Origin of the sequence: Rubrimonas sp., from assembly GCF_036788415.1 — a bacterium.
Classification (GTDB): domain Bacteria; phylum Pseudomonadota; class Alphaproteobacteria; order Rhodobacterales; family Rhodobacteraceae; genus Rubrimonas.
In genome coordinates this window covers 1-12,562 of sequence record NZ_DAIQNN010000080.1, presented here as the reverse complement: position 1 = coordinate 12,562, position 12,562 = coordinate 1, and the positions used below count along the sequence as shown (strand labels likewise).

Below are 12,562 nucleotides of genomic sequence, written 5' to 3'. Positions count from 1 at the left end.
CGATGATGTAGCTGACGCCGATCACCGTGCCGGGGATGGCGAAGGACAGCATCGCACCGAACTCGAAGGCGCGCTTGCCGGCGAAATTCTGCCGCGCCAGCAGCCACGCGATCAGCAGGCCGAGCGCCGCGGTCGGCACGGCGGAGATCGCCGCCACCCAGAAAGTCGTGAAGAAGCTGTTCCAGGCGGCGCCGGACCAGACGATTCCGAACTCCGACCAGCCGATGGAGAAGGCCTGCGCGTAGTGGCGCAGGGTCAGGCTGTGGTCGCGCCCCCAGACCTCGACGAAACCGCCGAACAGGATCATCAGATAGACGACGGCGGTGAAGGCGGCCCAGGGCAAGGCGACCGCCAACGCCGCCCGCGCGACCGGTTTCGGCAGCGCGAGCGGTTGGCCGCCGTCGCCCTTGCCTGTCACAGTGACGTAGAGCCGCCGTCCAAGCCACTGGTTCTGAAGCCAGAACGCCCCGAGCGTGAAGCCGAGCAGCACGACCGCCAGCACGGCGGCCCGCGCCGCATCGTACTGCGCCCCGGCGATGGCGAAGAAGATGTCGGTCGCCAGCACGTTGAACGACCCGCCCAGCACCATCGGATTGCCGAAATCGGCCATGCTCTCGATGAAGCTCAGCAGGAAGGCGTTGGCGAGGCCGGGGCGGATCAGCGGCAGGGTGACGGTGAAGAAGGTCTGCATCGGCGAGGCGCGCAGCGTCTGCGCCGCTTCCTCGACCGAGGGGCTGACGCCCTCGACCACGCCGATGATCACGAGAAAGGCGATGGGGGTGAAGGCCAGCGTCTGCGCGATCCAGACCCCGGTGAAGCCGTAGAGCCAGCGGGTCGGCCTGATCCCGAACCACTCCCACAAGCCTTGCGTGACCACGCCGGAGCGGCCGAGCAGCAGGATCAGCGCGAGCCCGATCACGAAGGGCGGCGTGATGATCGGCAGGATCGACAGGAGCCGCAGCGTCCGCCGCCCCGGCGCGCGGGTGCGGGCCACCACCAGCGCGAAGGCGAGGCCCAGCAGCGTCGTGGATAACCCGGTCATCGTGGCGAGGAACACCGTGTTCCACGCCGTGCCGCAGCCGCCCGCGCCCGTGACGCAGCCGAGCGACCAGATGCGGCTGTCGCCGAAGCGTCCGAGCGCCAGCGCGAAATCGGCGGCGCCCGAGGGGCCGGCGAAGGCGCCGCCGACCATCAGACCGACCGGCAGGAAGATGAAGAGCCCCACCAGCGCGACCACCAGCCCGATCGTCCCGGCGGTGAAGGCGTCGCCGCGCGCAGCGCCGCGCCCGGCGAGCCCTTCGGTGAGCAGGAACAGCAGGCCGAGCGCGGTCAGCGCGGCGCCGACGCCCATGCCGGGCTGCGCGGCGTCCGCGCCGAACAGCGCCGACATGAGGCCCGAGGCGCGGCCCGGAAGGCCGATCCCGAAACCTTGCAGCATCAGCCAGATCAGACCGCCGGCCCCCGCCCCGATCAGGATCGCGGCGCGCGACGGATCGCCGCGATTGCGGCCCAGCGCGAACAGGGGCGCGGCCAGCGCGAGAATCAGCGGCGCAAGCCAGGGCGCCGAGCCGTCGAGGCTGCGGACGAGCGCCGGCGTCGCGTCGCCCGCGAGCGGCCAGCCCGAGGCCAGCCAGCCCAAGCCCCAGAAGCCGGCGCGCAGGTCCGCCCATGGAAGAAGAAGGAACCCCGCCCAGCCTAGGCCGAGCGGGATCCGCAGCAGGCGATCGGCGGCCCTGCCCGCGGCCGAGGCGGCAGGGCCGCGCATGGCGGCCGGGGCCGTCACGCAGGAATCAGTTCGCCAGCGCGCCGATTTCCGAGTCCCAGCGGGCCAGCAGACGCGCGCGGGTCTCCGAAGAGCCGAAAGTGGCGAAGTCGTAGTCGATCAGCTTGATGGTGGAGAAGTCCGGCGCTTCCTCGGGCGCGGTCGCCCCCATGTTGGAGGGCACCTGATAGGCCTTGGCCTCGGCGGCGCGGGACTGGATGTCGGCGCGCAGCGCGAAGTCGTAGAACTTCTTCGCGTTCTCGAGGTTCGGCGCGCCCTTGACGATGGACATCGAGCCGATCTCATAGCCCGTGCCCTCGCAGGGGGCGACCGTGACGATGGGGAAGCCCTCGACGCGCTGGGTCACCGCGTCGTGCTGGAACACGATGCCGACGGTGACTTCGCCGCGCGCCGCGTCCTTGATCGGGGCGGAGCCGGACTTGGTGTACTGGGCGATGTTGGGGTGCAGGGCCTTGAGGTAGTCGAAGGCCGCATCCTCGCCCATCAGCTGCACCATCGTGGCGAGCATGGTGTAGGACGTGCCCGAGGAGTTGGGGTTGGCGACGGAGATTTCGCCCTTGAAGGCGGGGTTCAGCAGGTCGGCCCAGCATGCGGGGGCGTCGGCCCCAGCCTGGGCCAGCATCTCGGCATTGTAGCCGAAGCCGAGCGCGCCGGCGTAGATGCCGACCGTGCGATAGCCGGACTGCTCGGCCTGCTTCTGCGCCCAGGGGTGCAGTTCGGCCAGCATCGGCGAACGGTATTCCTCGGTCAGCCCTTCCTCGGCGGCGGCCAGATGCGGGTCGCCAGTGCCGCCCCACCACACGTCGCCGCGCGGATTCGAGGCTTCGGCCTTGATCTGCGCGAAGGTCTCTCCCGAGCTCTTGCGCGTCATCGCGACCGTGATCCCGGTCTCGCGGGTGAAGGCTTCGACCATCAGGTCGCACCATTCGATCTGCGGGCTGCAATAGAGCGTGAGGTCTTCGGCGGCGGCGCCGCGCGCATCGGCGGCGATGGCGAAGGCTGCGAGGGCCGCGAGGGTCAGTCGGTTGCGCATCGGTCTCTCCCGGATGAAGTTCGAGGGAGGGGTAACCGAAGCGCATGTCAGTTTCGCGACAGTTCGGCGCGAGCGCGAGCGCCGCCGCGCCGGCCGCCGCCGCCATCCGGTTCATCTCCGTGTTGGTCGCGACGAGGCCGCCCAGCGGCGCGAGCAGATGCGCAGCCCCCGCCACATTGCCCGCGAGATCGCGCACCGGGATCATCCGCCCGAGATAGGGCGCGCCGGCGATCTCGACTTCTCCCGTGGCGACCTCGCCGGCGCGGGCGTCTGAGGAGGCCCGCCTCGCCCGGCGGCGGAGCGCCCTGCTCATCGCCGCCGCCTTCCTCGTCGCGACGCTCATCTCCCTCGAGATCGGGCAGGTCAGCCTGTCGGCGCTGGCCGAGGGCGCGCCGCAGCTGACCGACTACATCTGGCGCACGGTTCCCGGGCTCAGTGGCGCAGCGCGACCATGGGTGACCCGGCGCCGGGCTGCGGCGCCCGGACGGCCTCCAGCCACTCCCGCTGCGCGTCGGACTCGATCGCCTCCGCGAAGCCTGCGCGCACGCGCGAAATCGCCGACGGCGCAGGGCAACCTTGCCGCATCAGCAGAAACGCCGCCACCGCGCCGCTGCGGCCCGCCCCGTACTGGCAGCACAGCGCGACAGGGCGACCGCTTGCGGTCAGGGCGTCCAGTCGCCCGCCGAAGCGCGCCATCGCCGCGAGCCAGCGGCGCCCCGGCGCGGCGTAGTCGGCGATCGGCAGACGCGCCAGTCGGATCGCCTGCGCGGAGCAAAGCCGCGACAGCAGCGCGCCGGCCCCGTGCGGCAACTCGCGCCGGCAGGCCAGCGAGATCAGGATCGCGACCCGCCGCGCCGCGAGCCGCGCCACGACCTCCCGCATCGCGTCGGGATCGATCCACGCCCGCCCGTCGACGGCGATGTCGAGGCCGGGATAGGCCAGCATCAGCGCTGCGCCGCCATCGGGCAGCGCGATCGTCGTCCGAAACCCCAGCGCAGCCTCGGCTGCGTCGGGCGGGTCGTGTCGCGCGCGCATGCTGGATCCCTGCGAAAAGCTTGCAGACCGCCGTTGCCGCGCATAATGGCGCGACGTTAAATCGGCGCAACCCGATGCATCTGGTCGCGGAGGCTGGACGAGACTTGGCGCAGATGAACGGCGGGCCCGGAGGCGTCGAGGCGATGGTCGAGGCGATGCGGCGCATGATCTGCTCCGGCGACCCGACCGAGGCGATGCTGCTGCACGAGACCACGCTGGCCGCCCGATTCGGCGTCAGCCGCACGCCCGTGCGGCAGGCGCTTCAGCGGCTCGCCTATGAACGGCTGGTCGAGACCCGAACCGGCATCGGCACAAGCGTCGCGCCGCTGGAGGCCGATCAGGCCCCGGCGCATCTCGCGCTGCTGCGCGGCGTCCTGCGCCTTGCGACGGAGCTTGCGACCGCCACCGCCGACCCGCCCGCCGACCTGCCCGTCGCGGCGCCGACAGAGCGAGATCCGCTCTCGGCGGTGTTCGACCAGCGCGCCGCGATCCTGCGCGCAGCCGGCGCGCTGATGGTCGATCCGATCTTGCAGGAGAGCCACGCGGCCGCCCATTGGCGCATGGTGCGCTGGCGGATGGCGGAGGCCAGGGCCGAGCCCGGCGCGGCGCTGGAGGCGGCGCTGACGCTGCGGCGCGCCATCGCCGCGGAGCGCGACGCGGCGGCGATCCTGCGGCTGATCGCGGCGGAGCCCGCACCGCAGATCGGCGCGACCCGCAGATAGCCGCCGCAGCGTCATCAACCTGTCACCGCCAACCTGTATACAGGTTGGCGTCGCACTCACGCGATCCCGAAGAAAGGTTTCCCGATGCGCATGCGCCTGCTCGCCGCCGCTTTCGCGGCGCTGTCCGCCACTCATGCGCTCGGCGCCGACTGGCGCGCCGAGGTTCCGCAGATTCGCTGGGGCATGTCCGCCTCGGAGAGCGAGGAGGAGCGGCGCGCCCGCTACAGCCCGGTCACCGAGCATCTGAGCGCCGCGCTCGGCGTGCCGGTGGACGTCAAGGTCACCGCCGACGTCGCCGGCGTGGTCGAGGCCCTGCTCTCGGGCCAGATCGAGATGTTCTATTTCGGCGCATCCGGCTACGCGACGGCCCATGAGGTGACCGAGGGCAATCTCGCGCCGATGGTCTCGCTGCTCGACGCACAGGGGAACTGGGGCTATCGCGGCGTCATCATCGTGCGCAGCGACAGCGACATCCAGAGCTTCGAGGATCTGAAAGGCCGCAGCTTCGCCTATTCCGACCCCGGTTCGACGTCCGGCTATCTGGTGCCGAGCTTCGCCTTCCACGAGATGGGCGTCGATCCCGAGAGCTATTTCAGCAAGACTGGGTTCTCCGGCGGAAACAACAACAGCGTCTTCGCCGTGATCGACGGAACGTATGACGCCGCCGCCTCGTGGGAGACCGCGCCCGACCGGTCGGTGACGACGCGGATGGTGAACAGCGGGCTGATCCCCGAGGGCGCCACGCGGGTGATCTGGCGCTCCAACATCATCCCTGATGTCGTGATCGGGATGCGCGCCGATCTCCCGCCCGAGATGATCGAGGCTGTGCGGGCGGCGCTGATCGCGCTGCCCGCCGAGAACCGCGAAGCCTTCGACGCGATGACCGACGGCACTTCGGCGGGTCTGCGCGAGGTCGCCCACGAGGATTACGCCGAGATCATCGAGATGCGCCGCCTCGGCCAGCAGTTGCGCCGCGGCCAGTGACGCCGCGTGCGCCGGCGGGCGACCGCCGGCGCGCTTCAAGAGGGGCTGGCCGATGCTGGAACTGCAGGCGCTCACCAAACGGTTCGGCGCCGACGCGCCTGCAGTCAGCGACGTGTCGCTCGCGATCCCGAACGGCCAGATGGTCGGGGTGATCGGGCGGTCCGGCGCGGGAAAGTCGACGCTGCTGCGCATGATCAACCGACTTGTCGAGCCCAGCGCAGGGCGCATCCTGCATGACGGGGTCGACGTCACCGCGCTGCGCGGGCGGGCGCTGCTGCGCTGGAGGCGGGCGTGCGCGATGATCTTCCAGCAGTTCGGGCTGGTGAAGCGGCGCAGCGTGCTCGCCAACGTGCTGATGGGGCGGCTGAACGCGCAGCCGACGATCACCTCGCTGCTCGGAATTTATCCGGTCGAGGACAGGGCGCTGGCCGTCGAGGCGCTCGACCGGCTCGACATGGCCGATTTCGCGCTGCACCGCGCCGACCAGCTGTCGGGCGGCCAGCAGCAGCGCGTCGCCATCGCGCGCGCGCTGGCGCAGGCGCCCCGGCTGATCCTCGCCGACGAGCCGATCGCCTCGCTCGACCCGCGCGCGGCGACGATGGTGATGGACACGCTCGCGCGCATCAACCGCGAGGACGGCATCACCGTGATCTGCAATCTTCATACGCTCGACGCGGCGCGCGCCTATTGCGACCGGATCATCGGGATGCTGCACGGTCGCGTGGTCCATGACGGCCCGCCCGGCTCGCTCGACCCGGCGCGGCTGCGCGCGATCTACGGCCTGGGTCCCGAGGCGGAGGGCGCCGCCGCTGCGCCTCCGGGGCCTCATGGCTGAGGCGGACGCGCCGGGGTCGGCGGCGTGGGCTGCGTTCCGACTGCGCGAAGCGCAGGCGCGGCGCGCAGATCGGCGGCGCATGGCGCTGTGGGGAGCGCCCTTTCTCGCGGCGGTCCTGCTGTCGGGCGTCGCTTCGGAAGTCCGGCTCGACGCGCTGCCGGACGTGCCGGCGGGGCTTTGGCGCTACATCGACCGCACCATTCCGCCGCTGCGGCTCGCCACGCTCGGCGCGGATCTTGCGAACTGGTTCTGGGGCTTCGGGCGCTGGGCGGACATGCTGCTGCAGACGCTGCTGATGGGCTGGCTCGCCACGCTGCTCGGCTGCGCGGTCGCCTTGCCTCTCGCCTTCGTCGGGGCCCGCACGCTCGCGCCGACGCGCTGGGCCTATTTCCTGACGCGGCGGCTGTTCGAGTTGTGGCGCGCCGTCCCCGAGATCGTCTACGCGCTGATCTTCGTCTACGCCTTCGGGCTCGGGCCGCTCGCCGGCATCCTCGCCATCGCGGTGCATTCCGCCGGGGCGCTGGGCAAGCTGTGCTCGGAGGTATGCGAGAATGTCGACGCCGCGTCGCTTGACGGCGTTCGGTCGACTGGCGCGGGATGGGCGCAGATCATGGTTCACGGCGTGGCGCCGCAGGTCGCGCCGATGTTTCTCAGCTACGCGCTGCTGCGTTTCGAGATCAACGTCCGCTCGGCCGCGATCATCGGCTTCGTGGGCGCAGGCGGGATCGGGCAGGAGCTGTTCTTCGTGATCCGCCAGTTCATCTTCACGGACATCAGCGCCATCGTGATCATGCTGATCGTCGTGGTCTCCGCCATCGACATGATCTGCGAGCGCTTGCGCTGCAGCCTGATCGGAGCGGAGCGATGAGCGATCGGCCCCTGCCCGCGGACGTCGCCGCCCGCATCGCCCGCGCCCGCATCGCCCACGCCCGCGTCCGCGCGCCCGAGGCCTTCCGCCCGCGCCCCGGCGCGCGGCTGCGGGCGTGGGGCGGGCTTGCGCTGGTCGCATCCGTCACCGCCTTCGCGATCTGGCGGCTCGATCTGGGCTTCGCGCAACTCTGGGACGGCCTCGGTAGGCTGGGGTTCCTGATCGCCCTGATGGTTCCGCCGAGCCCTGGCGGCTATCCCGGCGACATCGCCCGGGCCATGCTCGAGACTGTCGCGATGGCGTTTCTCGGCACCCTTCTGTCCTCGACCCTGTCGCTGCCGCTGGGGTTTCTCGGGGCGCGCAACGTCGTGACGAACGCGCTGGCGCATTTCTCGCTGCGGCGGCTGTTCGATTCGGGCAGGGCCATAGACTCGCTCGTCTGGGCGCTGTTCTTCATCTCGGTGGTCGGCCTCGGCCCGTTCGCGGGGATGCTGGCGCTGGCCGCCGGCGACATCGGCTCGCTGTCCAAACTCTACGCCGAGGCGATCGAGAACGCCGAGGTCGAGCAGGTGGAGGGGGTGCGCGCCACCGGCGCGGGGCCGGTGCAGACCGCCTGGCTCGGCTATCTGCCGCAGGTGCTTCCGGTCATCCTGTCGCACGCGCTGTTCTATTTCGAAGGCAATGTGCGCTCGGCCTCGATCCTCGGAGTGGTCGGCGCAGGCGGGATCGGGATGCTGCTGTCGGAGCGCATCCGCGCCGGCGACTGGCCCGAGGCGGCGTTCATCATCCTCGTCATCCTGATCGCCGTCGCCCTGCTCGACGCCCTGTCCAAGGAGATCCGCTTGCGCATTGTCGCAGACCCCGCGCGAGGCCGCCCGTGAAGGCCCCGCTGCGCCCCGTCGCCCTGCCCCCCGGGGCGCCCGGCCGGCTGCTGCTGTCGGCGATGCCGGGCCGCTTCGACCCGCTGCCGACGTTTCTCGCCAGCGCCGCCGCGGCGGGCGTCTCGCGCGTGGCGTCGCTCGCAGATCCGGCGGAGATCGCGCTCAAGTCGCCGGACTACGCCGCGGCGCGCGCGTCCGGCGCGCTGCCTTTCCCGGTGATCGACCACCCGGTGCGCGACTATGGCGCGCCTGCGGACCCGGCGGCTTTCGCAGCCTTCGTCGAGGACCTGGCCGGGTCGCTGCGTCGCGGCGAGACCGTCGCCATCCATTGCGCGGCGGGGATCGGCCGCACCGGACTGGCGGCGCAGCGCGTCCTTCAGGCGCTCGGACTCGATGCGGACGAGGCGGCGGCGCGCGTGCGCGCGGCGGGTTCGCAGCCCGAGACGGCGGCGCAGCGCGATTTCCTCGGGGGCGAGGAGAAATGACCTTCGCCGCAGCGTCGGCGCACGGCGCATCGCCGGCTGCGGGCGCGCAACTCGCGATCGGGCGCGGCGCGGCCTTCGGCCTCCGCCGGGCAAGCTCCGAGAAACTGCCGCGCCGGTGTCGCCGACATGTCGCGCAACCGGGCTAACGCGAAACAGACGCAGATCGCCGTGGAGCCGCGGCGCCAGACCGGAGACCGACATGACCCAAACCGCCCACCGCGCCGCCGCCGCCGCGCTCGCCGTTCTGATCGCTCTCCCCGCCGCCGCGCAGGAGAACTGGCGCGAGACCTTCTCGACGCTCACTTTCGGCCTTTCCACCGGCGAGAACCAGCAGAGCGCCGCCCAGCGCTGGGGCGCGATGGCCCCCTATCTCGCACAGTGCCTCGGGATCGAGAACGTCGAAGTCCGCATCGGCAACGACTATTCGGCGATCATCGAGTCGATGGTGCAGGGCGACGTGCAGCTCGCCTGGTACGGCCCGGCGCAATACGCCATCGTCCACGACCTGACCGACGGCGATGTCGAGCCGATCGCCATGGACGTCTCGCCGCAGAACGATCTCGGCTACAAATGGGTGATCGCGGTCAAGGCCGACAGCCCCTATCAGACTCTCGAAGACCTCAAGGGCAAGACGCTGGGCTGGGGCACTCCGACGTCGACGTCAGGATTCGTGCTGCCGATGCAGTATTTCCGCGAGATCGGCTATGTGAACGCGGCCAACGAGCCGATCCATTTCGGCGCTCTGGTGCAGACCGGCAGCCATGACAACGGCCTCGTCTCGGTGGTGCAGGGCAATATCGACGCGACGACCAATTGGTATTACTCGCCGCAGGCGGGTTCGCACACGCGCGCCGCGGGCAACGGCCTGATCAAGCTCGAGGACATCCGCTTCATCCACGAATCCGAAATGGTGCCGAACGCGCCCTTCACCACCCGCAAGAGCTATCCGGCGGACATGAAGGCCAAGCTGTCGGAGTGCTTCGTCAACATGCGCTACAGCGCGCCGGACGTGTTCGAGGTGGTGACCAAGGACGTGTTCGGCGGCTTCGCGCTGGTGCAGCCCGAGGCCTACGAGCCCTTCATCGCGATCCGTCAGGCGGAAAAGCGCCAGTGACGCTGGCGCTGCGCCGGGTCGGCCGGCGCTTCGGCGAAAGCATGGCCGTCAGCGAGGTGTCGCTGACGGTCGCGCAGGGCGAGATGGTCGCGGTGATCGGGCGGTCAGGGGCCGGCAAGTCCACCCTGCTCAACATGATCAACCGCCTGATCGACCCGACCGAAGGCGAGATCCTGAGCGAAGGGCGCGACATCGCGAAGCTGCGCGGTGCGGAGCTGCGCGCCTGGCGACGGCGCACGGCGATGATCTTCCAGCGCTTCAATCTCGTGCAGCGGCTGAACGTGCTGACCAACGTGCTGACCGGGCGGCTCGACTTTCCGCCGCGCGCGCCCAAGCTGCTCGGCTGGTTCTCCGACGCCGACCGCGACGCGGCCATCGACGCGCTGGCGGCGCTGGGGATGGACGCGCACGCGCTCAAGCGCGCCGACCAGCTTTCGGGCGGCCAGCAGCAGCGCGTCGCCATCGCCCGCGCGCTGGTGCAGGAGCCGCGGATCATCCTGGCCGACGAGCCCGTCGCCTCGCTCGACCCTCTCAACGCCGAAGGGGTGATGGAGGCGCTGCGGCAGATCAACCGCGCGCGCGGGATCACCGTGATCTGCAACCTCCATTCCGTGCCGCTGACGCGGGCGTGGTGCGACCGGGTGATCGGGCTGTCGCAGGGACGGGTGGTGTTCGACGGCCCGGTCGGCGCGCTCGACGAGGCGGCGCTGCTTGCGATCTACGGCAGCCGCGCCGCCCTGCAGGAGGCTGCGTGAGCGCGCTCGTCCATCGCGCCCGCTTCGCCGAAGCCTGGGCGGCGGAGCGGCGTCGGGCGAGGCTGAGCTGGGCGCTGGGCCTCGGTCTGATGGCGGCGGCGATCTGGGGCGCCGCCATTCTCGGCGAAGTCGATTTGGCGCGGCTGTGGGACCGCCTGCCGCGGTTCGGGAGCTATTTCGGGCGGATGGTCCCGCAGCTGTCGGTCGAGACCTTCGCCGCCGACATGGCGCGCTGGTACTGGAACCTCGGTTCCTGGGCGGCGGCGCTCTGGCAGACGATCCTGATCGCGGTCTACGCGACGCTGTTCGGCGCGGCGGGGGCCTACGCGTTTTCGTTTCTCGCCGCGCGAAACCTCGCCCCTTCGCCCTGGGCCCGTTTCGGCGCGCGGCGGGCGCTTGAGGTCGCGCGGACCGTGCCCGAACTCGTCTTCGCCGTGCTGTTCGTCTACGCCTTCGGGATCGGGCCGCTGGCCGGCGTGCTCGCCATCGCGCTGCACAGCTTCGGGGCGCTCGGCAAGCTGTTCGCCGACGTCGCCGAGAACGCCGACCCGGAGCAACTTCGCGGCGTGCGGGCCACCGGGGCGAGCTGGGCGCAGATCATGGTCTGGGGCGCGACGCCGCAGGTCGCGCCGGATTATCTTGGCTACGCGCTGCTGCGCTTCGAGATCAACGTGCGGGCGGCCTCGGTGCTCGGCTTCGTCGGCGCGGGCGGCATCGGGCAGGAGCTTTACGGCGCGATCAAGCAGTTCAATCTGACTGACGCCTCGGCCATCGCGCTGATGCTGATCGGCGCAGTCGTCGCAGTGGACGCGGCCTCGACCTGGGCGCGCGGGCGGCTGATCGGCGCCGACGCGCTGAGCGCGCGATGACGTCCGGGCGCTGGCGCGCCGCGCGCCCGGAGCTGTTCCCGCCGCAAGGGCCTCGCGCCTGGGCGCGCCGGGCGGCGGCGGTTCTGACGGCGGCGCTGTTTCTGTGGGGTCTCAGCACGCTCGGCTTCGGCTGGGAGCGGCTGTCGACGGGCGTCTCGCGCCTCGGCGCCACCTTCGCGCTGATGGTCCCGCCCTCGCTGAAAGGGCAGGCTTGGGTCTATCTCGGGGCCATCGGCGAGACGCTGGCGATGGCGTTTCTCGGCACGCTGATCGCCGCCCTGCTGTCGATCCCGCTGGGGCTGATGGGCGCGCGCACCATCATGCCGTTCGGGCCGGTGCGGTTTCTGGTGCGGCGAAGCTCGGATGTGGTGCGCGGGCTCGACGCGCTGATCTGGGCGATCTTCTTCGTCTCCGTGGTGGGGCTCGGGCCCTTCGCAGGCATCCTCGCCATCGCCGTCAACGACACCGCCGTGCTGACGAAGCTGACCTCCGAGGCGCTTGAGAACGTCGACCGCGAGCAGATGCGCGGCGTGCGCGCGACCGGGGCCGGGCCGGTCGGGGTCGCGCGCTTCGCGGCGCTTCCGCAGGTGTTCCCGGTGCTGCTCGGCAACGCGCTCTATTTCCTCGAATCCAATGTCCGCTCGGCGACGATCCTCGGCGTGGTCGGGGCGGGTGGGATCGGATTCTTCCTGATGGATCGGATGATGCTGAGCGCGTGGCGCGAAGTCGCCGCCATCGTGCTGATGATCCTCGTCACCGTCGCGCTGATCGACGCGGCGAGCGGGCGGCTGCGGGCGCGTCTCATCGGCGACGCGCGCTGACATTCCATCGCTTCGGCGTTGCCAGACGCGCGCATATCCGACCAATGGCAGCCGTCCTCCGCATTCCTGATTGCTGCCCCGCAGACCAGGGTCGAGGCCGCGTCGGCCCGGAAGCCGCAGCGCACCGGGTTGGAAGCTTGCGCCCACGGCGCGGTTGCCCGCTTCGCCGCCGAGGCGACGGCGGGATTTCTACAACCATTTTCGCCGTCTTCTCTCCACGACCCGCGCGGCGGTCTCGGCGCCATCCGAGGTGGCGGGATCGTGGGCGGCGTACTTGCCGCTGGCGGTGATCCTGCCCAGCACGGCGCCGGGCTGGAGCTTGCCGGCGGCGAGGGTGACGGTCTCGCGGCAGTAGTCGCGGAGCGCCTCCCAGACGA

General features: G+C 71.0%; 15 protein-coding genes. 11 read left to right on the top strand and 4 right to left on the bottom strand.

The window, feature by feature from the left end; all coding sequences use genetic code 11:
• Positions 1-1,783, bottom strand: a 1,783-nt coding sequence (locus V7Q31_RS14585) for an ABC transporter permease (RefSeq protein WP_333834592.1), incomplete at its 3' end; no start/stop codon positions are given.
• Between the two features lie 7 nt (positions 1,784-1,790).
• Positions 1,791-2,816, bottom strand: coding sequence for an ABC transporter substrate-binding protein (locus tag V7Q31_RS14580; RefSeq protein WP_333834591.1), 1,026 nt, complete (start codon positions 2,814-2,816; stop codon positions 1,791-1,793).
• On the opposite strand from V7Q31_RS14580, the gene V7Q31_RS14575 reads away from it, so the two are divergent.
• Positions 2,809-3,090, top strand: coding sequence for a hypothetical protein (locus tag V7Q31_RS14575; protein ID WP_333834590.1), 282 nt, complete (start codon positions 2,809-2,811; stop codon positions 3,088-3,090). The two genes, V7Q31_RS14580 and V7Q31_RS14575, sit on opposite strands and share 8 nt — an antisense overlap.
• Positions 3,091-3,248: 158 nt before the next feature.
• Here V7Q31_RS14575 and V7Q31_RS14570 read toward each other — a convergent pair whose 3' ends face one another.
• On the bottom strand, positions 3,249-3,851 hold the full coding sequence (locus V7Q31_RS14570) for a protein-tyrosine phosphatase family protein (protein WP_333834589.1): 603 nt from the start codon (positions 3,849-3,851) through the stop codon (positions 3,249-3,251).
• Positions 3,852-3,964: 113 nt separating this feature from the next.
• On the opposite strand from V7Q31_RS14570, the gene V7Q31_RS14565 reads away from it, so the two are divergent.
• The 10 genes from V7Q31_RS14565 to phnE (V7Q31_RS14520) all read left to right on the top strand — a co-directional run bounded on the left by V7Q31_RS14565 (position 3,965) and on the right by phnE (V7Q31_RS14520) (position 12,185).
• Positions 3,965-4,573 (top strand): GntR family transcriptional regulator, encoded by a 609-nt coding sequence (locus V7Q31_RS14565; RefSeq protein WP_333834588.1) that lies wholly within the window; start codon positions 3,965-3,967, stop codon positions 4,571-4,573.
• A gap of 84 nt (positions 4,574-4,657) precedes the next feature.
• Entirely contained in the window at positions 4,658-5,557 is a 900-nt protein-coding gene (gene phnD, locus V7Q31_RS14560; protein WP_333834587.1) for a phosphate/phosphite/phosphonate ABC transporter substrate-binding protein, read from the top strand.
• Between the two features lie 52 nt (positions 5,558-5,609).
• Complete coding sequence (gene phnC, locus V7Q31_RS14555) at positions 5,610-6,392, top strand: phosphonate ABC transporter ATP-binding protein (RefSeq protein WP_333834586.1); 783 nt, start codon at positions 5,610-5,612, stop codon at positions 6,390-6,392.
• A complete protein-coding gene (gene phnE, locus V7Q31_RS14550) occupies positions 6,385-7,260 on the top strand; it encodes a phosphonate ABC transporter, permease protein PhnE (protein ID WP_333834585.1) in 876 nt (291 codons plus the stop codon). Before phnC (V7Q31_RS14555) ends, phnE (V7Q31_RS14550) begins: the two co-directional genes overlap by 8 nt.
• Complete coding sequence (phnE, locus tag V7Q31_RS14545) at positions 7,257-8,141, top strand: phosphonate ABC transporter, permease protein PhnE (RefSeq protein WP_333834584.1); 885 nt, start codon at positions 7,257-7,259, stop codon at positions 8,139-8,141. The genes phnE (V7Q31_RS14550) and phnE (V7Q31_RS14545) overlap by 4 nt, the downstream gene beginning before the upstream one ends.
• A complete protein-coding gene (locus V7Q31_RS14540; RefSeq protein ID WP_333834583.1) occupies positions 8,138-8,626 on the top strand; it encodes a tyrosine-protein phosphatase in 489 nt (162 codons plus the stop codon). Before phnE (V7Q31_RS14545) ends, V7Q31_RS14540 begins: the two co-directional genes overlap by 4 nt.
• A gap of 199 nt (positions 8,627-8,825) precedes the next feature.
• A complete protein-coding gene (phnD, locus tag V7Q31_RS14535; RefSeq protein WP_333834582.1) occupies positions 8,826-9,740 on the top strand; it encodes a phosphate/phosphite/phosphonate ABC transporter substrate-binding protein in 915 nt (304 codons plus the stop codon).
• Positions 9,737-10,495 carry a phosphonate ABC transporter ATP-binding protein gene (gene phnC, locus V7Q31_RS14530; protein ID WP_333834581.1) on the top strand — a complete coding sequence of 253 codons (759 nt, stop codon included), beginning with the start codon at positions 9,737-9,739 and terminating at the stop codon, positions 10,493-10,495. The genes phnD (V7Q31_RS14535) and phnC (V7Q31_RS14530) overlap by 4 nt, the downstream gene beginning before the upstream one ends.
• A complete protein-coding gene (phnE, locus tag V7Q31_RS14525) occupies positions 10,492-11,364 on the top strand; it encodes a phosphonate ABC transporter, permease protein PhnE (RefSeq protein WP_333834580.1) in 873 nt (290 codons plus the stop codon). The genes phnC (V7Q31_RS14530) and phnE (V7Q31_RS14525) overlap by 4 nt, the downstream gene beginning before the upstream one ends.
• Complete coding sequence (gene phnE, locus V7Q31_RS14520; RefSeq protein WP_333834579.1) at positions 11,361-12,185, top strand: phosphonate ABC transporter, permease protein PhnE; 825 nt, start codon at positions 11,361-11,363, stop codon at positions 12,183-12,185. Before phnE (V7Q31_RS14525) ends, phnE (V7Q31_RS14520) begins: the two co-directional genes overlap by 4 nt.
• 189 nt (positions 12,186-12,374) lie before the next feature.
• Here phnE (V7Q31_RS14520) and V7Q31_RS14515 read toward each other — a convergent pair.
• A partial coding sequence (locus V7Q31_RS14515) for a head decoration protein (RefSeq protein ID WP_333834578.1) occupies positions 12,375-12,562 on the bottom strand: 188 nt, incomplete at its 5' end.